Source organism: Bdellovibrio sp. BIS2 (assembly GCF_055398295.1).
Genome location: NZ_AP035879.1, coordinates 2703572 through 2726754 on the forward strand (window position 1 = coordinate 2703572; position 23183 = coordinate 2726754).

General features: G+C 51.1%; 19 protein-coding genes. 5 read left to right on the plus strand and 14 right to left on the minus strand.

The window, feature by feature from the left end; all coding sequences use genetic code 11:
* Positions 1–5 precede the first annotated feature (5 nt).
* From ACZ520_RS12925 to gpmA, 4 genes are all read right to left on the minus strand, one after another.
* On the minus strand, positions 6–983 hold the full coding sequence (locus ACZ520_RS12925; RefSeq protein ID WP_464125953.1) for a pilus assembly FimT family protein: 978 nt from the start codon (positions 981–983) through the stop codon (positions 6–8).
* Positions 980–1468, minus strand: a complete 489-nt coding sequence (locus ACZ520_RS12930) for a type II secretion system protein (protein WP_417868825.1) — start codon at positions 1466–1468, stop codon at positions 980–982. Before ACZ520_RS12930 ends, ACZ520_RS12925 begins: the two co-directional genes overlap by 4 nt.
* The gene (locus ACZ520_RS12935; RefSeq protein WP_464125956.1) at positions 1465–4170 is read right to left on the minus strand and encodes a hypothetical protein; all 2706 of its coding nucleotides are present in this window, start codon (positions 4168–4170) and stop codon (positions 1465–1467) included. Before ACZ520_RS12935 ends, ACZ520_RS12930 begins: the two co-directional genes overlap by 4 nt.
* Before the next feature lie 262 nt (positions 4171–4432).
* Positions 4433–5179: a 2,3-diphosphoglycerate-dependent phosphoglycerate mutase gene (gene gpmA / locus ACZ520_RS12940; RefSeq protein WP_041577864.1), complete on the minus strand. Its 747-nt coding sequence runs from the start codon at positions 5177–5179 to the stop codon at positions 4433–4435.
* A gap of 165 nt (positions 5180–5344) precedes the next feature.
* On the opposite strand from gpmA, the gene ACZ520_RS12945 reads away from it, so the two are divergent.
* Genes ACZ520_RS12945 through lpdA form a run of 3 tightly spaced genes read left to right on the plus strand, consistent with a single transcriptional unit; the run spans position 5345 to position 10743 of the window.
* Complete coding sequence (locus ACZ520_RS12945; protein ID WP_464125958.1) at positions 5345–8050, plus strand: 2-oxoglutarate dehydrogenase E1 component; 2706 nt, start codon at positions 5345–5347, stop codon at positions 8048–8050.
* Between the two features lie 21 nt (positions 8051–8071).
* A complete protein-coding gene (gene odhB / locus ACZ520_RS12950; RefSeq protein ID WP_374030788.1) occupies positions 8072–9331 on the plus strand; it encodes a 2-oxoglutarate dehydrogenase complex dihydrolipoyllysine-residue succinyltransferase in 1260 nt (419 codons plus the stop codon).
* Positions 9332–9333: 2 nt separating this feature from the next.
* Positions 9334–10743, plus strand: a complete 1410-nt coding sequence (lpdA, locus tag ACZ520_RS12955; protein ID WP_417868830.1) for a dihydrolipoyl dehydrogenase — start codon at positions 9334–9336, stop codon at positions 10741–10743.
* A gap of 132 nt (positions 10744–10875) precedes the next feature.
* Here lpdA and ACZ520_RS12960 read toward each other — a convergent pair whose 3' ends face one another.
* The 6 genes from ACZ520_RS12960 to ACZ520_RS12985 all read right to left on the minus strand — a co-directional run bounded on the left by ACZ520_RS12960 (position 10876) and on the right by ACZ520_RS12985 (position 17110).
* Complete coding sequence (locus ACZ520_RS12960) at positions 10876–13392, minus strand: cell wall anchor protein (protein ID WP_464125960.1); 2517 nt, start codon at positions 13390–13392, stop codon at positions 10876–10878.
* Between the two features lie 8 nt (positions 13393–13400).
* A complete protein-coding gene (locus ACZ520_RS12965; RefSeq protein WP_464125962.1) occupies positions 13401–13556 on the minus strand; it encodes a hypothetical protein in 156 nt (51 codons plus the stop codon).
* A 178-nt stretch (positions 13557–13734) separates the two neighbouring features.
* On the minus strand, positions 13735–14733 hold the full coding sequence (locus tag ACZ520_RS12970; RefSeq protein ID WP_464125964.1) for a DUF4421 family protein: 999 nt from the start codon (positions 14731–14733) through the stop codon (positions 13735–13737).
* A gap of 5 nt (positions 14734–14738) precedes the next feature.
* Positions 14739–15188 carry a hypothetical protein gene (locus ACZ520_RS12975; protein WP_374030792.1) on the minus strand — a complete coding sequence of 150 codons (450 nt, stop codon included), beginning with the start codon at positions 15186–15188 and terminating at the stop codon, positions 14739–14741.
* 93 nt (positions 15189–15281) lie between these two features.
* Positions 15282–15701, minus strand: coding sequence for a hypothetical protein (locus ACZ520_RS12980; RefSeq protein ID WP_088564663.1), 420 nt, complete (start codon positions 15699–15701; stop codon positions 15282–15284).
* Positions 15671–17110: a hypothetical protein gene (locus ACZ520_RS12985; RefSeq protein ID WP_088564662.1), complete on the minus strand. Its 1440-nt coding sequence runs from the start codon at positions 17108–17110 to the stop codon at positions 15671–15673. The genes ACZ520_RS12980 and ACZ520_RS12985 overlap by 31 nt, the downstream gene beginning before the upstream one ends.
* Positions 17111–17205: 95 nt before the next feature.
* Here ACZ520_RS12985 and ACZ520_RS12990 point away from each other — a divergent pair, with 95 nt between their 5' ends.
* A complete protein-coding gene (locus tag ACZ520_RS12990) occupies positions 17206–17484 on the plus strand; it encodes a hypothetical protein (protein ID WP_088564661.1) in 279 nt (92 codons plus the stop codon).
* Positions 17485–19049: 1565 nt separating this feature from the next.
* Here ACZ520_RS12990 and ACZ520_RS12995 read toward each other — a convergent pair.
* The 4 genes from ACZ520_RS12995 to ACZ520_RS13010 all read right to left on the minus strand — a co-directional run bounded on the left by ACZ520_RS12995 (position 19050) and on the right by ACZ520_RS13010 (position 21739).
* Positions 19050–19313: a hypothetical protein gene (locus ACZ520_RS12995; RefSeq protein ID WP_416480772.1), complete on the minus strand. Its 264-nt coding sequence runs from the start codon at positions 19311–19313 to the stop codon at positions 19050–19052.
* Between the two features lie 121 nt (positions 19314–19434).
* On the minus strand, positions 19435–19998 hold the full coding sequence (locus ACZ520_RS13000; RefSeq protein ID WP_088564659.1) for a hypothetical protein: 564 nt from the start codon (positions 19996–19998) through the stop codon (positions 19435–19437).
* Positions 19995–21014, minus strand: a complete 1020-nt coding sequence (locus ACZ520_RS13005; RefSeq protein WP_374030795.1) for a hypothetical protein — start codon at positions 21012–21014, stop codon at positions 19995–19997. Before ACZ520_RS13005 ends, ACZ520_RS13000 begins: the two co-directional genes overlap by 4 nt.
* Positions 21005–21739: an outer membrane protein assembly factor BamD gene (locus tag ACZ520_RS13010; RefSeq protein WP_417868843.1), complete on the minus strand. Its 735-nt coding sequence runs from the start codon at positions 21737–21739 to the stop codon at positions 21005–21007. The genes ACZ520_RS13005 and ACZ520_RS13010 overlap by 10 nt, the downstream gene beginning before the upstream one ends.
* Before the next feature lie 156 nt (positions 21740–21895).
* Between ACZ520_RS13010 and ACZ520_RS13015 the strand changes: the two genes are divergently transcribed.
* Complete coding sequence (locus ACZ520_RS13015; protein WP_464125967.1) at positions 21896–23176, plus strand: hypothetical protein; 1281 nt, start codon at positions 21896–21898, stop codon at positions 23174–23176.
* Positions 23177–23183: the final 7 nt, after the last annotated feature.

Sequence of the window (23183 nt, forward strand, 5' to 3'; positions counted from 1 at the left end):
CCCTTTTATTTCTTATTATTGCGCACGATTTTGAAATAGATCAAAGCATCGTGAGCACTCTTTCTGGAAAACTCCACTTTCGCAACATCCGATGCGAAGAGCTGTCCAGGGCCAAACTGCCTACCGGTATACATGGACCGATACACATTGACCTGATTCCCCTTAGAATCCTTCTGTAGATAATACTTGATAATACTGACAACTTTCAAGCGCACCAAAGGGGCTGCGCCTCCCATTGGCGGTATATCCCTTAAGAACTTATCTTCATCACCGATTGTCTCAGATGGATACATCGGATTGGTGGTGTTGATGAAGCCAGGGATATTCAAAGGAAGCAAACGCGTGGCCCCAGCCGCCTGCACACTGCCCAGGAAAATCGGTGATCTTGCCGGTTTGCTGTAGTCAGGGCCTGACGCCGTCATCTGACGAACCATGGTAGGAGTGTCCAGCATAAGAACATTCCCGACCTGCCAGAAGCGACCCAATCCCTGAGGATCCGAGAACTGCACAATACTGTCTTTATTCAAGGAAACAAATGTCAACGAAGCCGCCACAAACGGATCTCCGGGCGCGTTTCCAACCTGATATGCATTGGACGGAGCATACATCATAGAGCCGCCCATTCTCTCATTGGTCGCGATAAAAATAAATTCATTGCGACGACCAGCCTCCAACGTCAATTTTCTTGGCGCATTGTCGACGGCAGACTCTGTCACATCCGCTACATAGTCGAAGAAGCGTCTGCCGTTGTCGTCAGTGATAATGACATTGTTGAATGAAGGCTCTGAGTATTTCAAATCACGCAGAATCATACGCTCGGCCAGGATATTATCAACTTTGTCTTCGATCTCGTTGGTGATTTCTTTTTTGGTTTTGGCGGTGAATACAAAGAAAGAGGCCGCGACCATCCCCATGATCCCCATGAGGGCCACACCAACGATCATCTCTGCTAAAGTCAAACCGCGATTATTCTTGATCATCATTGTGAGTTCACCACGAATTGATAGTCCACATAGCCGTAAGATTTCGCATCCCCGGCAGCCGCCGCTTTTTCACCCTGTGCCCAGTCCCGGTGGGTCAGGCGCACCGTGACCAGATAAAGACCCTTCATGCCCGGATAAGCCTGAATCACAAAGCCGTAACGCCCCGGACAGCCCGGGCAGTCTTTTGCCGTCGACATCATCCCATTCCCCCACGCCATTGGCAGGTCTCCGGGATTTAGCGCATTTTCACGCTCTTTATCCGACGTGAAATAGTTGATCTGATACATACGAACATTCGGACGGATGTTTTCGATAACGTCATTGATCTGCTTATACAGCGAGTTTTTGGTACCACTGTCCATGGCGACCTTTTTCATACTCAGAATACCTGAGATAAAGAAAGACCCCACCAGCGTGATCATCGCCAGACCCAGCAGGACTTCCAGAATGGACATACCCTTTTGGTTTGATGCAATTTTCATCATATGCCGGACTCCCTGGAGACTTCGAGAACATAGAATCTCATCAGACGGTTTTTACACATCGTCGAGTTGCTGTTGTTGATCAGACCGCAATCCGGGTCCACTGCCGTCCAGCGGAATGGATCCGCCTTGGCGCGCAACGAAATCGAATTACATCTGTAAAGATTCGCCACATCCCGCATGCTCGGGTGCGGATGCCATACCGGATAACGGTTGATGGTGGTGCAATCCTGCGCATTCAGACCTTTCAAAATACCCGCCTGGCGAAGCTCAAATGTCGCCATTGGATGATAGATTGTGCTCCAGACAATACCGTGCTTGTAAGCCTGCTCATCAATCTCTATCCCTTGAGACACAATAATACTACCGATGATTCTCAGCTTGGAGGAACGACTGCGGATCTCGAGCTTTTCACAATTCAAGAACCCGGAAACCAGGTTTGCAGTCGATTCAATGATACAGGTCTTGGCCATGGAAACCACATGGAACACCGCTGTTCCTGTGCCCCCCGCCGGCACATAGGCGTTACCAGCATTGAAGACAATATCCTTGCGGTCCTCATACTTATTAGTGAAAGACCACGAATGCTTGGAGTTCGGCGCAAAAGATTTGGACCAGTCCGTCCCGGCGAAAGCCGACGTGTTGGTACCCAAGGTTTTACACGCCAGATCCAGATTCACGAATGGATCCTCCCCATCCGGCAAGCCCCCTTTGGATTGACCGCGGGAATCCAACAATGTTTGGGACACATCAAAGCCCCCTCCATCAGGATTGAACACCAGAGCCCCGCGGTTGTTATTGGACCACGGTCGCATGGAGTAGCCTTTATAATAGGCGACATCAAAGGCTTCAAATTCGAAGGATACCGGAATGCGATCCCCGTTGGAGTTCACCAGCGCATGCCCGTTTTCAAATTTGATTTCCAAATCCTTGAACGAAGCATTGGTGTTTTCCGGATTGTCACCCGCTTTCACCGGATTCTTCATGGTGATGTTGATTTTTGGCTGAATACCCATGTTCGCCCGAACTTCACTCAAATTGCCACGCAAAGTGGACACGCGTTTTTCGGCGTTCTCCACCTGCTGATCTAGGCGTTCTTTATTGGCTTGTGCATTTCGCAAATCATTCTGAGCGCTCTGCAAGGCATACCGGGCATTGGCAACCCTGCCTGGATCTGCCGGCACACGGTTGCGGGCCTTCTCCAGGTCTTCCTCTGCATTGTCCACATCCCGGCGGGCTCTTTCCACCGCACGGGCTGCCTGATTCAAATCACGTCGGGCATCATCCAAATCACCTTCAGCCGAACTCAATTGACGTTCGATACTTCTTTCCAGAGGACGAAGGTCAATTTTAGGTTCCAAGGTCACAGTTCCGTCCAAAGGAACTTCACCCTCGACCTCCAGGCTTCCAAAGCGCATTTTAAATTTACTGACCGGTGTCGCCCGACTTGTAAGACCCCAGTCCTTCAGCAGGTCACGGGCAAAGAAATTTACAACGGAAGGTTGATCGACTTCCTTGGTCTGCGGATTGAACAAGTTACCATCCGTCAAAGCCAGACGATAATTATACTTGCCACCACTTTTACTGAGCAATGCCCCCGTCAACTGACTGTTTGCAGTGGTGTTCAGATTGTATTTACGATCTTCGTGTCGCTTACAAAGAGCCATCAGATTGGCACTTGGATTCCCAGAGCCTGTGGCATAACCGGACAGATAGTCCAATCCAAGGTCACGCTCCCCGTCCACTTCCACGCCTTTTTGGAATCCACCAAACTGACGGATATTGGACCAGAACTGATCGACCTCATTCCCTGCCGAACGAGGACGGAATTCAACATTTTCACGCTTGATCGGACCGTAACCCAAAATGACTTTGTCTTTGAAAGTGACTGGGGTGTAGACCGTGTCACCTTCAGCAATATCCACCGACAGATCCGGAGCCTTTGGCAAATGAATAGCGCCGTTCACAAACACGGGCGATTCAAAGATCAAGCCCGGATATTTGATCGTCTGCTCGCGAGAGCCGTGCTGCTTAAAGTAGGCTCCCCCAACCCCAAGATCGGATGCGGATTCTTTGTCCAGACGTAAATCGCCGGCCACAAGCAGGGCAAAACTTCCCACTTCACGCGGGTACACACCGACAAAGGAAGTTGTCTCAAGCTTGCTGGATCCAACTTCAATAACCTTCTTCTGACTGTTCAAAAGTCTCACGACAACTTTAAGATAGACCTCACGGCCATACTCGGGAATCGCCGCGCGCACATCACGCGTGATTTGAATTTGAATGAATTCAACTGTGTAACCCTTCAAGTCAGCCACGATCTTGTACACCGGGTGCATGGTTGAAAAGCTCGCCAGGTTAATTTCCTGACTGATACCATCTTCCAAAGGCACTTTTTCAGGATTCGCAATACCGATCGCACGCAGGAAGTCCACAGACTCCTGCTTCATCAACAAACGCTCCACAGAGCGCGGGTGACTTAAAATCTCAATGGCTTTCGGAGGCGTGCTGGCCCCGCAACTTTCCTGCATCCAGGATTCAGAGAAACACCAACGCTGGCGAATTCCGAAAAGCGTGTAATCCACCATCGAGTGCAACGCCAAGCGTGCGGTGATGATGGAGGCGGTCTTGGTCACCTGACTGCGGTGTTTGATAACGGTAGGAGAAAGGAAGTAAATCATCACGCCGACAACGCCAACAGCCACAAGGGCTTGGACGAAGGCACTTCCTCGATTATTGGAGACTGTACGTCCCTTTGATCTGCAAGATTTCACGGTGGTTTCTCCCTGTATCTTGTATCGACATTTATCGTATCAAACTTAAGATTTCAGAGTGTGGAGCGACCCGTTTCAGAGCAAAAGGTGTCTCAGATCAGAACAATTATTGTATCAATTTTAGCTTGTTTACATAAAAAAAGCCCACGACCTGAAGGCGGTGGGCTTTGGGAAGAAATTTGCAATAAAAGGCTTACTTCGCCTTACCCTGGTTGGCCACAGCCTCAATCGCCGCCTTGACCTCGTCCGGATCGCCAATGAACTCCTTTTTCAGGACCTTCAAGTTTGCGTCCAATTCATACATCATCGGGATCCCGGTCGGCATATTGACGCCCATGATCTCATCAGGGGTCATCCCTTCCAAATGCTGCATCAAGGCGCGCAAACTGTTCCCGTGAGCCACGATGAGCACTTTTTTGCCTGATTTTACAGCAGGTGCGATCGTGCCGTCCCACAGAGGAAGGAATCTGGCCACGGTGTCTTTCAAGGATTCGTTGCTAGGCAAAAGTTTGGCGTCGACATTTTTGTAGCGAGGGTCATGGGAAGGATGACGAGGGTCGCTCACCTCCATTGGTGGTGGCGGAGTGTCGTAGCTACGGCGCCAGATCTTTACCTGCTCCTCGCCATGACGAGCCGCAGTCTCAGCTTTGTTCAAACCCTGAAGGGCTCCGTAGTGTCTTTCATTCAAACGCCAGTCTTTGTGGACTGGAAGCCACACCTGATCCACTTCATCCAACACGAAATTCAGAGTTTTAATCGCTCTTTTCAGCACGCTTGTGTAAGCCACGTCGAAACTGAAGCCTTTTTCACGAAGAGCTTTCCCACCCTTTAGAGCTTCCGCTCGACCTTTCTCAGAAAGATCTACGTCCTGCCAGCCAGTGAAGCGATTTTCCTGGTTCCACACACTTTCGCCGTGTCGAATTAGCACCAACTTATACACGCTTAAACTCCTTCATTTTGGATAGAAAAAGAGCTATCATGACAGCGTTTTAAATAACATCAAAAGCTTGGCGTTTTGCTGCGCATTAAGACGTGTCAAACCCCGAAGATTTTGAAAAATTAGCGAGCGCTAATCAACTACCAAATGCGACGTTTGAGGTTAATCGTGAGCAACAGTGGCATCAACAGTGCGAATCTAGAATATATCGAACAACTCTATGCTGATTTCAAAGCAAATCCAGATTCACTGGCAGTTGAATGGAAAAGTTTTTTTGAAGGTGTTGAGTTTGCTCAAGGTGGCAAGTTCGGAATGTCCGACAAAGAACTGGCCGTCTTCCAACTGATCCAGGCTTATCGCGCTGACGGACACACCGAAGCAAACCTCAATCCGCTGTACGCTCCACAAGCGGGCGAACTTCTTTCTCTGAAACGCTTCGGTCTGACCGAAAAAGATCTGACTGCAAAATTCCAAATCGGTTCGGTGATCGGTAAAGCCAATGCCACTTTGAGCGATATCATCAATCACCTGAAAGCCACTTACTGCGGAACTCTTTCTTTGCAGGCTGCCGACGCTTCCCCGAAAGAAGTGCAATGGCTGACTCAGCAGTTTGAAAACAATCCGGCGAAACCGACCCTGGCTGACAAGAAAGATGCTCTGTCTTCTTTGACCAAGGCGGAGACTCTGGAAAAGTTCGTGCACACCCGTTACGTGGGAACCAAGCGTTTCTCTGTCGAGGGTGCTGATTCCATCCTGCCTATGATGGACGCTTTGGTGAACAAAGGCACTTCCCAGCAGGTTCAGGAAGTTTACGTGGGCATGGCTCACCGCGGACGCGTGAACATTCTGGTGAACTTCTTCGGCAAACCTGAAGAATACGTTTTCGGTGACTTCAATGGCCCGCTGGAACTGGCAGAGCCGATTGAAGATTTCGACAACGACGTGAAGTATCACCTGGGTTATGTCACTGAAAAGAAAACGCCGACTGGCAATTGCAAAGTCACGTTGGCTTACAACCCTTCCCACCTGGAGACCGTGAATGCGGTGGCTTTGGGCATGGCTCGTGCAGCTCAGGACCAAATCGGCGCTTCTGGCAAAAAGAACGTGGTTCCGGTTCTGATCCACGGGGACGCGGCGTTTGCCGGTCAGGGCATCGTGCAGGAAACTCTGCAGATGGCCGGTGTTCACTCTCACTCCACCGGTGGCACCATCCACATCATCATCGACAATCAGGTTGGTTTCACAACCAGCGGCAAAGACACCCGTTCCACTCGTTATGCATCGGATGCCGCGAAGATGACCTTCACCCCAGTTTTGCATGTGAACGGTGACGATGTTGAAAGCGCTGTGCGCGCGATGGACATCGCCCTTCGCTATCGCCAGGAATTCGGCAAAGACGTGGTCATCAACCTGCTGTGCTACCGCAAGTACGGCCACAATGAAGGGGACGAGCCGGCCTTCACTCAGCCACAGATGTATGAGCTGATCAAAACTCATCCGACGGTGCGTGAATTGTTCGCCAAGAAACTGGCGGCCGAAGGATCTGTGGATGCGAAGACTTCCGAGGACCTGTACAACCAGGCCATGGATCGTCTGCAGAAAATCTATGAAGACACCAAGAAGAACCCGCCTAAGCTTAAGAACTTCAAGTTCGAAGGCAACTGGAAGGGACTTCGCAAAGCCAAGGACGCTGATTTCGAAAAAGCAGCGGACACAAGCTTCGACCTGGCAAAACTAAAACAGATCGGTGAAAAAATCGGCAGCTACCCTGCTGACTTCACTCCGCATCCGAAACTGATAAAGCTTCTGGAAGCGCGTAAAGCCATGGGTGCCGGCAAAGAAAATATCGACTGGGGCATGGGCGAGCTTTTGGCTTACGGCTCTTTGCTGTCCGAAGGCACTTCCGTTCGCCTGACCGGTGAAGACTGCGTGCGCGGCACGTTCACTCACCGTCATGCGGGTATGTATGATTTCAAAACCGGTAAAGCTTACTTCCCACTGGCGGATCTGAATCCAAAAGCAAAACTGCTGGTGGCTGAAAGTATCCTGTCTGAGTACGGTGTTATGGGTTACGAGTACGGTTACACCGTTCACGACCCAAAATCCCTGGTCATGTGGGAAGCGCAGTTCGGCGACTTCGTCAACGGCGCACAAATCGTGATCGATCAATACCTGGCTGCGGGCGAATCCAAATGGCAGCAAATGAGCGGCCTGGTTCTGCTTCTGCCACACGGCTATGAAGGTCAGGGCCCGGAGCACTCCTCTGCCCGTCTTGAGCGCTTCTTGCAGCTTTGTGCTCAGAACAACATGCAGGTTGTGAACCTGACAACTCCAGCGCAGATCTATCATGCTCTTCGCCGTCAGGTGTGCCGTGACTTCCGCAAACCATTGGTTGTGATGTCTCCGAAATCCCTGTTGCGCCACCCGCGCGCGGTGTCCTCTATCGAGGATCTGGCAAAAGGCCGCTTCCAGGAAGTGATTGCTGACACCATCGACAAATCCAAAGTGGACACCGTGGTGTTTGTTTCCGGTAAGCTTTACTACGAGCTTCTGGAAGAAAGAGAAAAATCCAAAAAAGAAAACGTGGCTTTGGTTCGTCTGGAGCAGATCTATCCATTCCCTGCAACCCAGGTGACGGAAGTTCTGAAGTCCTACCCTAAAGCGAAGACTTTGGTTTGGGCACAGGAAGAACCCAAGAACATGGGTGCCTTCCAGAATGTGTACTTCAAGTTTGTTGAGGTTGTATCCAAAGCCGGCCTGAAGCTGGGCTTTGAGTACGTGGGCCGTCCAGAGAGATCTTCTCCGGCGACGGGTTCCGTTTACAGACACAGAACTGAACAAGCTGAGATTATTAAAGCAGTTTTTAATAGATAATTTTCATAAAAGGACGTTGCCATGAAACAAGAGATTAAAGTTCCCGCGGTTGGGGAATCCATCACAGAAGCAACCATCGGCAGTTGGACTAAAAAATCCGGCGACTTTGTAAAACGCAATGAAGTTCTTATGCTTCTTGAGACCGACAAAGCCAGCGTGGAAGTTGTCGCGGAAAACGACGGTGTTTTGACGATCAACCCAGGCTGCGAAGCCGGTGCAGTTGTTCAAATCGGCGCGACAGTGGCGACTCTTGATACAGACGCAAAACCAGCAGCGGGCGCAGCAGCTCCTGCGGCTGAAGCTCCAAAGGCAGCTGCTCCAGCTTCCGCACCTGCCGGTGCTGCAGCTCAGCCGGCTGCCGCCGGGAAAGACGCTTCTGCGCACTTGTCCCCTGCTGTTAACAGAATCGTAAACGAAAAAGGTCTGGACCCTTCTGCGATCCAAGGCACTGGAAAAGACGGCCGCCTGACGAAAGGTGACGTTCTTGATGCTCAGCCTGCAGCGAAAGCGGCGGCTCCGAAAGCTGCTCCAGCTTCCGCGCCGGCCGGCGCTCCAGCACTGCCCGCTGCCGCGTCCAAGCAAGGCGACAAAAAGCTTGTTCCGATGACGACCATCCGCAAGCGTATTTCCGAAAAACTGAAAGAAGCGCAAAACACGGCAGCTCTACTAACCACTTTCAACGAAGTGGACATGGGCAAGGTGATGGAGCTTCGTTCTAAATACAAAGACAAGTTCAAAGAAAAGTACGGCGTGAACCTGGGCTTCAACGGCTTCTTCGTGAAAGCTGTTGTTGAGGCACTGAAAGACTTCCCTGCAGTCAATGCATGGATCAACGGCACAGACATCGAATACCACAACTACTACAACATCGGTATCGCGGTTTCCACCGAAAAGGGTTTGATGGTTCCGAACGTGAAAGATGCGGACACCTTGTCTTTGGCTGGTATTGAACTGGCGATCCGTGATCTGGCGGCAAAAGGCCGTGATGGTAAAATCACTCCGAATGATCTGGGTGGCGGTACGTTCTCTATCACCAATGGTGGTGTGTTCGGTTCTTTGCTTTCCACGCCGATTTTGAACTTCCCGCAGTCAGCTATCTTGGGCCTTCACAAAATCCAGGATCGTCCAATGGCGATCAACGGCAAAGTGGAAATTCGCCCAATGATGTATCTGGCTTTGACTTACGATCACCGTATCATCGATGGCAAAGAGGCTGTGAGCTTCCTTGTTAAAATCAAAGAACTTGTCGAAGATCCTGAAAGATTGCTTCTAGAGGTATAATCATGGCAGACACTCAATTTGACCTAATTATTATTGGTTCCGGTCCCGGCGGTTACGTAGGGGCCATTCGTGCAGCTCAACTGGGTCTTAAAACGGCCGTGATTGAAAAAGATAAAACTTACGGCGGCACCTGCCTGAATGTGGGTTGCATCCCTTCCAAAGCTCTTCTGGAAAGCTCTGAGCACTATCAGGCCGCTCAGCACGACTTGGCTTCTCACGGTGTGAAAGTTTCCAAAGTGGATTTGGATCTTCCGACCATGCAGGCTCGCAAGGACAAGGTTGTAAAAACAAATACCGAAGGCATCGCCTTCTTGTTCAAAAAGAACAAAATCACTCCATTCAACGGCATGGGTAAAATCGTCGCCGCTGGCAAAGTGGAAGTAAAAGGTGCTGACGGCAACACCCAAATCCTGACGACCAAGAATATCGTAATCGCAACCGGCTCTGTTCCTGTGGAACTGCCGTTCTTGAAGTACGATGAAAAACGTATCGTTTCCAACACGGGCGCATTGGCTTTGGATCAGGTTCCAAAGTCCATGATCGTTGTGGGTGGTGGCGTGATCGGTCTGGAACTGGGTTCTGTATGGCAGCGTCTGGGTGCCAAAGTCACGGTGATCGAATATGCCAACCGTCTGGGCGGCACGATGGATCAGGACTGCATGAACGTGCTTAAAAAATCCCTGGAAAAAGAAGGCATGAGCTTCCTTCTTTCCACGAAAGTGACGGGTTCTAAAGTTGGCAACGATGGCGTTGAAGTGACTTATGAATCTTTGACTGATGGTAAAGCATCTTCCATGAAAGCGGATGTTGTGCTTGTTTCCACAGGGCGCAAACCATTCTCTGCGGGGGTGGGCTGTGAAGAAATGGGAATCCAAAAAGATCCTCAAGGTCGCATCATCGTGGATAAACACTATCAAACCAACGTGCCGGGCATTTATGCCATCGGTGACGTTATTGCCGGCCCAATGCTTGCGCACAAAGCGGAAGAAGAAGGTGTGGCTTTGGCAGAAATGCTGGCTGGTGGTGCGGGTCACGTGAACTACGACACAGTTCCAGGTGTGATCTATACTCACCCGGAAATTGCGTCTGTCGGTATCACTGAAGAATTCGCGAAAGAAAAAGGCATGGAAATCAACGTGGGTAAATTCCCGTTCATGGCCAACGGCCGTGCGCGCGCGAAAGGCTACACGGAAGGTTTCGTGAAAATCATCGCAGATAAGAAAACAGACAAAATCCTGGGCGCCCACATGGTCGGCCCAAGCGTGTCTGAACTGATCCACGAAGTGATCGTCTGCATGGAGTTCGGTGGCAGCAGCGAAGATCTGGCAAGATCTTTCCACGCCCACCCTACCTTGTCTGAAGTTGTGCGTGAAGCCGCCCTTGCGGTTGAAAAACGCCAACGTCAGATGTAGTCGGGCCCTGCCCGACAGAGCTCGGCCTCGTCCGGCAGAGCTGGCGCGGCGGCAGCCGCAGAAGCTGAAGCAGCAAAAACAAAACCCACAGTCACCGACTGTGGGTTTTTTCTTTTAAAGCCAACTTAAAATCTAAAGTCTCTTCACCCAAATCTGAAGCTTATCCTCAACCGGAATGGACATGTCCAAACGACAGTTTTTTGTGGCTGTATTCGTGGCCGTTTGAACATAAAAAGTCAGATTCGTCTGCGCAGTAGCATAGCTGAAGAACCCTTTCAGGTGACTCATTTCACTCTCTCGCACCCCCGCCGTTCCCGAATGATTGGTTCCATCCCAAAGGCGATACCGGCAATAGACATTGGCGTCCACCGGATACAAAGAATACATAAAGAACGACACTTCGTAGTCACCCGCCGGAAGATTGGCGAAACGAATCGCCGGGATTTTTCCTTCAGTAGGAGCCGAAGCCGATCCAGTCACCGTTGCCGCCGGACAGTTCGCATTGACGGCCGTAACACTGGTGAAGCTGGTCGTGGCCTGGTCCCACATGCAGTTATTCGCTCCCAACATTGTCAAACTGCCAACCAAACCTGCGGTTGGAATATTTGTGTTGCACACAATTCCGCTGCCGGTCCCATCAGATACGCACATTTTATTGGCCACTATGCCGCCAACACCCAAAACCGGGACATTACCTGCAGCACTGCCCGTTGTGGCCACCGCAGCTGTTCCCAACCCCAAAGCTGTGCGAGCATTAGCTGCTGTCGCAGCCCCCGTACCGCCGTTTGCAATTGGTAAAACAGAAGTTCCCACAACGTCCGCCGACGCCAAGTCAATTGCACCAAAGACCGGCGCACCTCCACCTGCTGGGACACGTAAAACCTGATTGGCCGTGCCTGCAGCAGTTGTTACTGGAGAGGCCCCCGCGCCACCGCCAAGGACAACACCATGCTGAGTCAGTGCAGCTGACGAAGCCATCGTCGTGCCTGAATTGAAGTACGGAATTCCACCTGAAGTTCCTGCCGTCAAACCCGTACCACCTTTAGCGACTGTTGCCGTTGGCAGAACAGAAGCTGACACAGTTCCCGTCGCAAGATTGGTGGCATTCAGGCTCGTCAATGCAGAACCATCTACAGCTGGAAGTTTCGAATCAGATCCAAGTCTGATAATTTGATAAGCACCTGTACCGTAATTGACTCGGGCAACTCCGGAAGCCACAGTCATCCCCGACGTATCCGCACTGGTATCAAACTGCACAAGACCCTTCGCCGCATAGGATGAGTCTCCCGGCGCTGTCCCCGTCGAATCGGCAGAACAGTCCCAGGTTTTGGCTGTGTTATTCCATTTCAAAATCTGTCCGTCAGCGCAAGCCGAAGTGCTTGCCGCCACGGTTAGTTTGGCTGCTCCATCATAATAACGAAGTGCTTTCAAATCTGAATTATACCAGGAAAGACCTTTGTGCCCGGCATTCAGCACCAGTGCATCTTCCTGCACTTGCGTAAAGTTCCCCAGCAGTAAAGTTTTTGTAGCACTCATGGTGATGTGACCGATGGCCAGAATGTCTTCACCACCCATATTCAAATCACCCGTCATCGTGCCACCATTCAAAGGCAATTTCGGGCTGGCTGTATCTGCGGCACTGACACGTGCATCCACAGCCGTGTTAAAGTCAGACACCTGACTGGCGGTAATACTGATATTAGAGCAAGTGAACGTGTCACTGATCGAAACCCATCTTAAAACCTGATTGGTCGCACACTGAAGTTCGCTTTTTTGCAGACGATCGTTCAAAGCTGTTTGCAATCCTGTCGTTTGTGAAATCGGCAGACTTCCAACACTTAAAACGCCGGCGCCATTTACTGACAAACCAGAGCCCACTTGCACAACACCGGTGCTGGCTACCGTTGCCACAGGAACGGCTCCCCCAGTATCAGTCACGCAGGAAAAGCTGGTTCCATTGGATTTCAAAACTTCGCCTGCCGCACACGTCGGCAATGCCGATTTGGCAAAAGCCTGAACTGTCGGATCACTTTCGTTGTTCGGAACTTCAGTCGCCAGATCTGCGATTTTTGCGTAACTTGCGGCTGCGATTCCACCCAGTTTGTCGGCATCACGAGCCTTGGCCGCTTCTTGCGCCACCATCGCATAGGGAACCGTTCCGATTTGATGATACGGCAAAATAGCCCGAGGTCCGCCAGAGCCTGTATCAAAGACGATCTTCACTTTGCGGATGTCTCCGGCTGCAGGAGTGTAAGCCCCCGAACAAACCGTGGTCTCAGATCCCTGATGCTGTGACACCAGTCCGTTGGCGATAGCTGAATCATTAGAAAAAACCTTCAAAATGTTTTCACGCGTTTGTTCCTGCCCGGCCGTCGCATACACATTCACTGCAGAACTTCCTGAACCGATGGTCAGAGCAAAGCTGCCGTCAGAGGCAGAAAGATCTTTATTCAAATGTTGCTCTTGATACAAAAGACAGTTGTCAGGGCTTAGAACTTTGACGGTGAAATCCACACTGCCTTCACTCAGTGGCAACTCCGAAGCCACATCCAGAATACGCCCGGATATTTGAATGCCCTTGGGCCCACTGGCCCAAGCCGTTGTGACAGGGACACTGAACACCAGAATCGCCAGAAGCTGTTTCACCATAACGTTCCTCACATGGCTTGAAAGCGTATGTTGATTTCTGCCTGATAGACTCCATCATCGGAATAGGACTTGTCCGTCGTGATGATTTCACCCACCACGCCTTCCACCCGGTATTGACCGGATTCATCCTGAGCGCTGATTTGTCGAGAGGGAGAAATAGCCATCTTGCCAGAAACGGAACGCAGAGGAACTGGCGACTCCTCTAGCGAAACTATAGACGCTTCCATCGAGCAACCCGACAGAAAACTCCACAGTACCAAGATGAGACAAGATTTTACAATAACGCGCATTTAGAAAATCTATCGGATTTTCCAGAGCGCGACTCAACAGGATTACGTTGAATTAATCAAGGAACGACGAAAGCGAATTCAGCCCGGGCAGGTCCACATTTTGGAAGCGGTAAGAGTACGTCAGACGCATCTCCATTTGTATGGCATCCACCGTGCCTCCCAGGAAATCCGTCGTCGTGTTGTCCGAGTGCAACTGCAAATCCAGAACGTGGCGTTCGCCGTTGTAGCCTGCGCCGACTTTCGCATCTGAAAAATAGCCCACGAAACTTTCATCCAGATTGGCAGAGGTCGCAAACTTTCCATAGACCTTCTGCCAGGCCACGCCCAATGCCGCAAAGCCCGTCACATACCATGGTCCGCGAACCCAGATGCCCCCGACAGCTCCACCCAAGCCCGCCATTTGACGATCCAGTTCCTGCAGGTCTGCCAGCCTGTCAAACCCCGAAGTCCCCGCAGGAATAAACGGTGAATCACCCGTCATCTTGTTGTCAGAAATCATCGCACTGGCAAAATACGACCAGCCACTTTCTTTCTGATGTCCGTCCTGACCGAAGGCCACACCCAGGCTGTAATCGTCTTCACGCAGATTCCAGTGCATCACGAAACTGATATTGCGGGTGCTGATATCACTGCGCTGATACTTGATCCCGACCGGGGCCGAACCGGCGTTAATAGCTTCGGTGTTGTCGAGATAATAGCCCTTATAAGATTGATAGCTGAATTCATAGGTGCGCTTCCCGTAAAAGCGCAGGTGAAAATCCGTAGCAGAGCTTTCGCCTTTTTGTTCGACGGTGGAGGGATCCACCGGATTGCTAAGACCAATGGAAGCTCCCAAATTTCTGTAACTGACTCCCAGATAAGTTTTGCTGCCCACGTTCGGCATAAACTGCGCTTCAGGTCCGTCATTTGGCGATTGAATGTCGATTTGATAAGAGGAAACCTGAGGCCCCAGAGTGACTTTCACTTCGTCGGCACCCGCAGAGTCCCATTTGGTTTCAGACCACGCCACCGAAGCCGAGAAAAGAATCAAAATGCCCAGCGTTTTAGACATAGCGCTTACTGACACAAAGATTCTAACACCTTCCAACCCGGCTGAACTGCGGGTTCTGTCGGAGTGTCTTCGGCAGTGGGCTCATACTGATTGATCAAATCGTTTTCGTATTTGGCGCAGTCTTTTTTCTTGAAGTTTTTTTCGGACGGAAGGGATTCCAGAACGGACACCATCAGATCCATGTGTGCCTCGTCCTGCGCCCCCTGGGGAACGCTATTGTCACGCAGAGAGCGTATCTGACTCACGATACGATTCATGGCGCGATAGCGTTCTTTGTTGTTCTTGGCTTTGCTGACTTCTTTTTCCAGCATCTCGGTGTAGGATTCCACCTGCTGTCGCACACTGCGATTGCTGCGAATGGCAACTTCTCCGGCCCCCAGCCCTTCCGGTGGGATAATGGCATGAACGTCCAGACTGCAGACCAATACTGCTGACAAGACCCAGATCGTTTTCATGCTCACCTCCAGCCCCTTTTATCTTATGATTCGAGATGTTTTTCAATCTCTAGCAGGGCTGAAGGCACCATATTAAGTGATTTTTTAATCTGCTTACTTACAGATCAGGTCCACGACATTGAAAGCCTTATCAACAAAGGGCTCTTTTTGATCCTTTGCATAGGATTTCATCATGTCATTCACTTCCTTTTTATAGTCCTTGCATTTGGACGCCTGGAAGTCTTTTTTCTCTGGCAGGAATGCCAACGAGTCCATGAAAAGACTCATGTTGATTTCTTTTTCTTCCGCCTGACGGGGATTCTTGGATCTCAGCTCACCCATCTCACGATAGTTTTTCAGGAACACGTCGTAACGCTTGGTCACGTCTTTTTCCTTCTTCAACTCCCCTTCAAGCTTGGTGATCTTTTTATTGAACTCAGCAAAAACGTCCACTTTGGCCGCTTGCGCCGCAGTCACAGAAAGACCGGTCATCAGTACCGCAATTACAGTTCCAAGAATTTGTTTTCTGTGCATGTGCCTGCTCCTAGTGCTTTATCCAATACGCGCGCCTGCGCTTTTACTGCCGGGATATAAAGAGAATCTTTATATGCAAACAGGTATTCAGCCAACGTCAAAGGTGTCTTTTTGCCAATCGCTTTGGCGCGGGCTTCGCCGGCCTTGGCTTTCAACTGCGCCCCTGTCGGCCAGTAATTCATATCAAAGTCAGCTTTCGTGATCGGGTACTTTTTCAGTGTCGTGATACGGTATTTCAGCCATTCACGATAAAACACTGGCGGACGACCCGGACCCGAATTGTAAGCCATAACAAAGATCATCTCTTTGATGGATTCTTTGTCGAAGCTGTCAATGCCGGCCTCTTTCATCAACTGCTCAACACCTTTGAAATCCGGATTTTTGGCATCCGTGGAGCGATTCCACGCGCCATTCGAATTTCTTTTGGTCGCATGATAGAAGATACCATAATAAACCATACTTCTTAGAGGATTCGGCGGCGTTGAGATTGCATGACAGCGCTGGGAATCTTCAGACAGGATTTCTTCGGCTTTCGCAGGCACCGCCCCCGGAATGCTGCGCAGTCTTTGGCAGGATTCTTTGGTGCTGTTGTTGATACGGCCCTTGAAGTTTTCAAAGTTCTGAGCCACATCCGCCAACGCCTGATCCGTGAACTGCCCGATACCACCGTCATTCACCAGTCCAAACGCATTCACATGCAGACCGCTTTCATTGGAAAGTTTTGGCGCGATGAATTTCGCCGGAACTTCCAGACAGTCCGCCACGTCGATCAACGAATTATAAACAAGGTTCACATAGTTTTCAGTCACGCAGGCCTTGTGACCATAACGCTCTGGAGTGCCTGTGTCTTTGTCACACTTGGCAAACAACCACGGGTCTTTTTTGTAGTCTTTCACGTCCTTGACTTCACGCTGATTGGTCGGTGGAGCCGTGCGGTTGAACTCGATGTCCGCCTCGCGCTTTTCTTCCGGCGTCAGGGCGCGGTCTTTCCAGAAACGTTTCATGATATAAAGAGCACACTTACGTGGCAGAATTTCCGCGGTCTTGGAGTAATCACGACCACCGGCGAACAACCCTTTCGGATCGGCTTTCTTGAAAGCTTCAAACTGCTTTTGCAGATAGTTGCGGTCCGGGCCGCAGTTTTCCGGCTTTTCGAACGTGATCATGTTTTCGACGTCGCCGAAATTGCAGGTGCAGGTCATGTCGTCTTTAGCCGCTGTTGTTCCAATTCCCGTCAGGGATTTGTTCACGGTCTGCAGCTTTTTAATCACCTGCTCTTCAGCACTGGAGGCATATTCGCCGGCACCAGCGGTTGGACGAGTGACTTCATACCAGCCAAAGGCGGTGAAGGAAGCCAGGCAACAGAATGTGTAAAACCAAAAGGATGTCCTTGAACGTTGCACGATCATCTCCTCTTTCCATATTTATCAATGTCTTATCTGTTTAAATGCCCGAAAACTGAATGCACTAAAGTCCAGTTCCTTTCCTCCGATAAGTAATAAGAATGCTTAAACTGTCTTTAAGTCTTTTTAGTGCGTTGCTGTTTTTGGCGGGATGTTCCGACGTCACCCCGCAGGTCAGCTTTTTAAAAGGACAGACCCCCTCCCCGAGCACGGGCAGTCCTGCGGGGGAATCATTTATAAAGACCGACCTGGCCAGCCATGCCGTTTCAACTTCCGCTGGCGGCTTTAAACTGGAAGCCACTGTGTCGAAAGAAGACAGAAGCACCCAGCTTGTCTCATCTCAAGGCTACCTTCTGATTCTTAATGAAGATATCGACTAAAATACGGTCAAAATCCTAAGGATTTGTCTGAATAACTCCGAATATATTCATGAATGAAACCAAAGCACGTCCGTTATCCTTTGTTGATAATCCCGCTTTTGTTTGCCTTTGTCGCAAAGGCCGATGGTTATCATGTGTCGGGAAAGATTCTTCGTCCCGACGGCACTCCCGTGGATGCAAATGCTGTCAGTTTCAATCTTGAGGTTCTGTCCCCTGACGCCACCTGCGTGGTGTACCAGGAAACAATCAACAACGTTGACATGAGTGGCTCCAAAGGCCGCTTCAATCTGGTGCTGGGATCAGGGACCCGGGTTTATTCCAGCGGTGACATGCCTTTGGAAAAGGTCGTCTCTAACAGCGCATCTCTGACCTGTAAAGGTGGAGCCCTCTTTAATCCTGTTGCCACAGATGAAAGATCTTTGCGTATTTCTTTCTATGATGGCAGCGCGTGGCAAAGCTTTGCCGCGCAAAAATTAAAGGCAGTTCCTTTTGCGACGGAATCCCAAAATGCCCAGTCAGCAAACAAGCTGGGTAACTATAATGCCACAAGCCTGCTGCGGGTCGATGGCGGAACAGCTCCGGCGATGACGCCTGCCCAGATGTCGGCCTTGTTGTCGGTGGTCGCAGACTATAATCAGTTCCTGAAAGTCGAAGCCGATCCAACGGTTCAGGGCTTTGCTAAAAACGCTCTGCCAACATGTGCTGCGGGATACACGCTGACATCCAATGGAACAAACCTGACCTGCGTTCAGGATCAAACCGGCACGAACTTCACTTTACCCACCGGCGCCAGTGGCCAGGTTCTGAAGCACGATGGATCTCAGTGGAAAGCCGGGGCGATTGCCATCACGGACGTCAGCAATCTGAATGCAGAACTGAGCAACAAATTGAATAAGGCGGCCCTGCCCACTTGCGGGACCAGCGAGACCATGCACTACACTTCTGTGAGCGACACCTGGGACTGTCAGGCCATCAATTTGCCTTTGGCCGGCGACGTCACCGGGACGACAACAGCGACCCAAGTCACCCGCCTGCGCGGAGTGAACGTCGCGGCCACCACCCCAACCAGCGGTCAGGTCCTTCGTTACAACGGCACGGACTGGGTGCCAACAACGATCCCGACAGGAGCTGGCACGGTCACCTCAGTGGCTGCAGGCACGGGCCTAACCGGAGGCACGATCACATCCACCGGCACCATTTCTTTGGCTAACACCAGTGTGACCGCCGGAACCTATGGAAGTGCCACACAGATTCCTTCCTTCACGGTAGATGCTCAAGGTCGCTTGACCTCTGCTGGCGGAACCACCGTGAATATCATCAGTGGGGTCACTAGTGCCAATGCCTATATTACTGTCGCCAGCGGCAGCACCGCCCCGGTAATTACAGCCAATGTCGGAACTGCAGCCAACACTCTGGCTGCCGGAAATGATCCGCGCTTTACTGACTCGCGGTCTCCGGCAGGAACAGCCGCAGGAGATCTTTCTGGAACTTACCCAAACCCCACTGTGGCTAAAATCCAGGGAAAACCCGTGAACGTATCTGCGGGATACTTTGACGGTGGCTCTTTAATCTACGACTCTGCTTTGGCTGCCTGGAAGACAACAAGTCCTTGTGATGCCGGCTGGACTTTGATCACCAAAGGGGATCCGTTCTGCGCTCAAAAGCTGTCCAGCACCGGAACTAACTTCGCCGCTTCCATGACTCAGTGTCTGAACGCCGGGGCCAAACTTTGCGACCTGCAGCAGGCTGTCGGCTTGTGCCAATCCGATTTCATCACAACAGACACAAGCTTGTGGATCGGGCAACTGACCGACAACTCCAGCGCGCACGTCATTCTCTGCTCGGCAGCAAGCAACACATGGGCCGCAGGAACATTCACCTTTGCAACCACTCAAGATGGTTCGCTGCCGATTGTCCCTTACTGCTGCAAAAACCGCCGCTAATTTTAAGTTAGAAACTGTAGGTCACAGCCAACAAGGTGTTGGCTCCGCCCAGGAAATAAAACACCGACCGCACGTCGCTGTTTTCTTCCTGAGTGGCGCTATAGATATTGGCGGCAGCCAGCAAGGCATGCGTGGCCACCCGAATCCATTTGCGCTTTTCTTTTTCTTCGCGCTCTTTCAGCAAAAACCGCTGCAGAACCTCATTCTTTTCGGCCAGGGACAACGATGATCCGTCAATGGCGTAAAAGAACGAGTCCATTTCATTGCCAGTATAGTAATAAGTTGCGCCAAGACCTATCGCCGCCAATCCCACGTTCGAGGTGATGGCAAAGATCGTGCGACTAAAAACTTCCTCGGACTGCTGATAACCAACCGTGCCCCCAATCGCCGCAATCGCGCCGGAAATCATGTAAGCCACACCCGCCTGCTCGTCTTCTTGCTGTTGCTTCTGAACAAAGGTGCGGAATTCATTCCAATTGGAGGGACCGGAATAATCCACATCGCGGCGATCTCCGGCGAAGGACTCTCCACTTAAAAAAAGCAAAAAGACCAGAAAGATCAAAAACCTCACAGGCTCACCCCGAACTGCACAAAGACGGACTTGTTTTCGCGCTCACTCCAATAAGAAAGACCCGTGGAAAAGCTTTTGTACGTCGCCAAAAACGCGGCGGCCTGATCGTACTGCGAAGCGCTGAGCACCCCTTGCAGAACACCCAGTTGATAGGTCACCGCCCCGCGAACAGCATCCTGGAAGTTTTCAGTTTCGTTGTGCACTTGAAACTGCACGCCGACTTCCAACAGACCCAGCGGGACAGCAGGCTTTACTGAAGCCCCCAATAAACCCTGAGGCCGAATGGGATACTGCTCGGACTTTTTATCACTGACACCCCATTGGGAAAGCATGGCGGAAATCTGCGGCTCCCATGGAGCCTCTTCCCAGGCATACAAAAGACCCGGTTCGACATACAAAATGTCCTGATTATGAATTTCAAAAAGTTCATCCCGGTCTCCGGCGAGGGCTTCAACCACCGAGAAATAGTTCCCGACGTACTTCACATGCGTGTAGCGAAGCTGCAAACCTGCATAGAAGTTTCCGGCCGTGAAACTGGCCAACTGGGCTTTGATGCTTTGTTCTTCCGAAGCGATCATATCCACCATCGGTAAGGACGAGTTTTCAAACTGATAGACGTACACCAGACGATAAGGCTCAACGGAAATTCCCCAGGTCGGACGCTGAAACGAGGCTTCGATGGAAATTTCGCCATCCACCGCTTCACGACGGGAAAACATTTTTGCCACTGAAGCTTCGTCGCTGGTTCCGTTTAATAAAGCCTCTGCTTCACGCAGGTATTCCATGTTGCTGCCCAGAAGCAGGTCGGTATCAAAGCGCGGGGATTTTTCTTTTGCGACATACGCGGGATTGCACGGAAGACCGCGGCGCAGACTGTCCATTGAATAGCAGGCACTGCCCAGTGACCGCGCCAAGAAACGACTGCCCCCATCACGAATGGCCGGAGAATACGTCGCCGCCTGAGCGAAGACGGCAGTCCATGTCAAAAAGAGGGCCGAAAGAATTCTTAGAAGCATATTTTTTCCTGCGGCCACGGGACCGTCTCGGCTTCTTTTTTAAACTTTTGCAGGTCTTCCGTGTAGCGGCTGAATTCAGCTTTTTTCTCGGGGAACGCGGAAGTCAGATCCTGACTGATCACAATCAGATGTTCCAGCAACTGCAACGCCCACTCATAGTAAGGCTGCACGATATCCGAACAGATTTTCTGACTGCGCACCACCTGCCAGTTCAAAAGACCTTCATTGACGACGGACTTTAAAAGGACCACCCGCAAGGTCGCCGCATAAAGGCGTGCCCCGGCTTCGGGTTGATCCGCCAGAACCTGCAGGGCTTGGGTTAAGTCCTCGCGACCCGAGGCTTTAACTTCCGGGATTTTCTCCCACTGGGCAGCATAGCGGCCCAGGGACTGCATCAGCTCCTGAGTCTTTTGGTCCACGCGAACCGCTGCCAAAGACACTGCCGTGGGTTGCAAGTTACGGACGACCACAAAGGAATAGATCTTTTCGATGCGCACCCCCGCCCGGCCGGCATAGGCGGACGCCAGCGCCAGCCTCACGTGCAGATGCGGATCCTGCTGCTCTAGCTTGGTCAGGTACTCAATGGCCTCGTCCCAGCGCCCCTGATCGATCAATTGATGGCCCTTGGAAAGACGGCTTTCCCGAGTGAGGGGCTCCTCTTTTGACTGACAAGCCAAAAGGGACAAAGTGACCACAAAAAAGGTGAGCTGGATGAGTCTTCGCATAGATAACGCGGCATACTAGCGAGGCGCGGTATAAAATTCGAGATGACACACGACGCACTATAATAATTCCATTGATCCTTACCTGCCAGCAATATACCCCTGCCCCGGTGTAACACTCGAGGGGGTAAAATGCTTCGTAGTCTCTTAATTTTTGTAATGTTGTTGATGGGAACGGCAGCCAAAGCGGCTGTTTGGACTGAGGTCAACGAATGGTCCCAGGCCTATGAAGACCGCTATGCGGAATGGGTTCGCGCAGAATGGCGCACGGACTTCTTCTCTCGCAAGTCTTTGCGCAACGGCCAAAGCAATCCTTACTATGGCCTGCGTGTGGACTGTGCTGACACGGTTTATTCCATGCGTATTATCTTTGCCTATGAAAACCGCCTGCCCTTCGTGGCTCAGGATCCGACAGCGGCTGGCAAAACAATCTCCAATAAAATGAGCCGTTGGGATGGCCAAAGTGAAAATCAGCGCGTGCGCAATTTCCTTTGGTATATCTATGGTGTGATGTCCACGCGTTCTCTTCCGAACGATACTTATCCGGTAGCAATCAACCGTAACACGATCCGCTCTGGCGGTTTGATGGCGACTTCAAAAAAGAACCATCACTCTTGGACGATCAAAGAAATCCTGCCGATCGGTGTTCCGTATTTGGTTTACAACTCTGTTGTGGGTGCAAACTCTGGTTACGGCCTGCAAGAGCGCCAGTCCTGGCCAAATCCCGACTGGGTGTTTGAGGGCGATTACTCTGTGAACAGCGGCGCGGGCTTCCGTTACTGGAGACCGGCTTCTGCATTGAACAAACCCGTTTGGCAGTCCCCAGGCTACAGCGATGAGCAGTTCAAAATTCCATTGAACAAATGGGTTCGCCACGTGCAAAGCCGCCTGGCTCTGCGCCAAGAAACCGATGACCAGTTGGTGGCTCGTCTGATCAAAACCACTTGTTCTGGTTTTGCGGACCGTGTGACTTCCATCAATGAAGGTCTGGACTATTTGAAGCGCAACAACAAGTGCATGGACTATGCTACTTATGACACATACTCCACGCCAAACCGTGACCGTCGTATCTTTGACGACTTCATGTCTTTGCGTCGCGCATACAAAGAAATCCTGCAAATCAACGGTGGCAACCAGTTGAGCGCTTCCACAAAAGCTCAATTGGACAAAATCTTCCCGGCGATTTCTTTGTCTGCGGCTCAGGAAACTTCCCGCATGGCAGCTCAGACTGTGACTTCTGCTTCCGTGTGCGTGGTGGATTACCTTCCAGGCCGCAAAATGGATCTGGCAGAGTTCAAACGCCGTTTGTTCCAAGGTCTGATTTCCAACAATCCACATGACGGTGGTGAGTACCGCTGGGGTGAGGCTCGTGGGCCTTCGCAGCGTGCAAGAACCTGCCAATCATGGGACCATTGGGCTCCAGATTTAACTCAGGAATAAAAAGGAA

Coding starts and splice junctions, on each gene's coding strand:
- ACZ520_RS13010 (WP_417868843.1), bottom strand. CDS start 21,739: ATGCGAAGACTCATCCAGCTCACCTTTTTTGTGGTCACTTTGTCCCTT.
- ACZ520_RS12925 (WP_464125953.1), bottom strand. CDS start 983: ATGATGATCAAGAATAATCGCGGTTTGACTTTAGCAGAGATGATCGTT.
- ACZ520_RS12965 (WP_464125962.1), bottom strand. CDS start 13,556: ATGGCTATTTCTCCCTCTCGACAAATCAGCGCTCAGGATGAATCCGGT.
- ACZ520_RS12960 (WP_464125960.1), bottom strand. CDS start 13,392: ATGGTGAAACAGCTTCTGGCGATTCTGGTGTTCAGTGTCCCTGTCACA.
- lpdA (WP_417868830.1), top strand. CDS start 9,334: ATGGCAGACACTCAATTTGACCTAATTATTATTGGTTCCGGTCCCGGC.
- ACZ520_RS12990 (WP_088564661.1), top strand. CDS start 17,206: ATGCTTAAACTGTCTTTAAGTCTTTTTAGTGCGTTGCTGTTTTTGGCG.
- ACZ520_RS13005 (WP_374030795.1), bottom strand. CDS start 21,014: ATGCTTCTAAGAATTCTTTCGGCCCTCTTTTTGACATGGACTGCCGTC.
- odhB (WP_374030788.1), top strand. CDS start 8,072: ATGAAACAAGAGATTAAAGTTCCCGCGGTTGGGGAATCCATCACAGAA.
- ACZ520_RS13015 (WP_464125967.1), top strand. CDS start 21,896: ATGTTGTTGATGGGAACGGCAGCCAAAGCGGCTGTTTGGACTGAGGTC.
- ACZ520_RS12985 (WP_088564662.1), bottom strand. CDS start 17,110: ATGATCGTGCAACGTTCAAGGACATCCTTTTGGTTTTACACATTCTGT.
- ACZ520_RS12975 (WP_374030792.1), bottom strand. CDS start 15,188: ATGAAAACGATCTGGGTCTTGTCAGCAGTATTGGTCTGCAGTCTGGAC.
- ACZ520_RS12980 (WP_088564663.1), bottom strand. CDS start 15,701: ATGCACAGAAAACAAATTCTTGGAACTGTAATTGCGGTACTGATGACC.
- ACZ520_RS12970 (WP_464125964.1), bottom strand. CDS start 14,733: ATGTCTAAAACGCTGGGCATTTTGATTCTTTTCTCGGCTTCGGTGGCG.
- ACZ520_RS12930 (WP_417868825.1), bottom strand. CDS start 1,468: ATGATGAAAATTGCATCAAACCAAAAGGGTATGTCCATTCTGGAAGTC.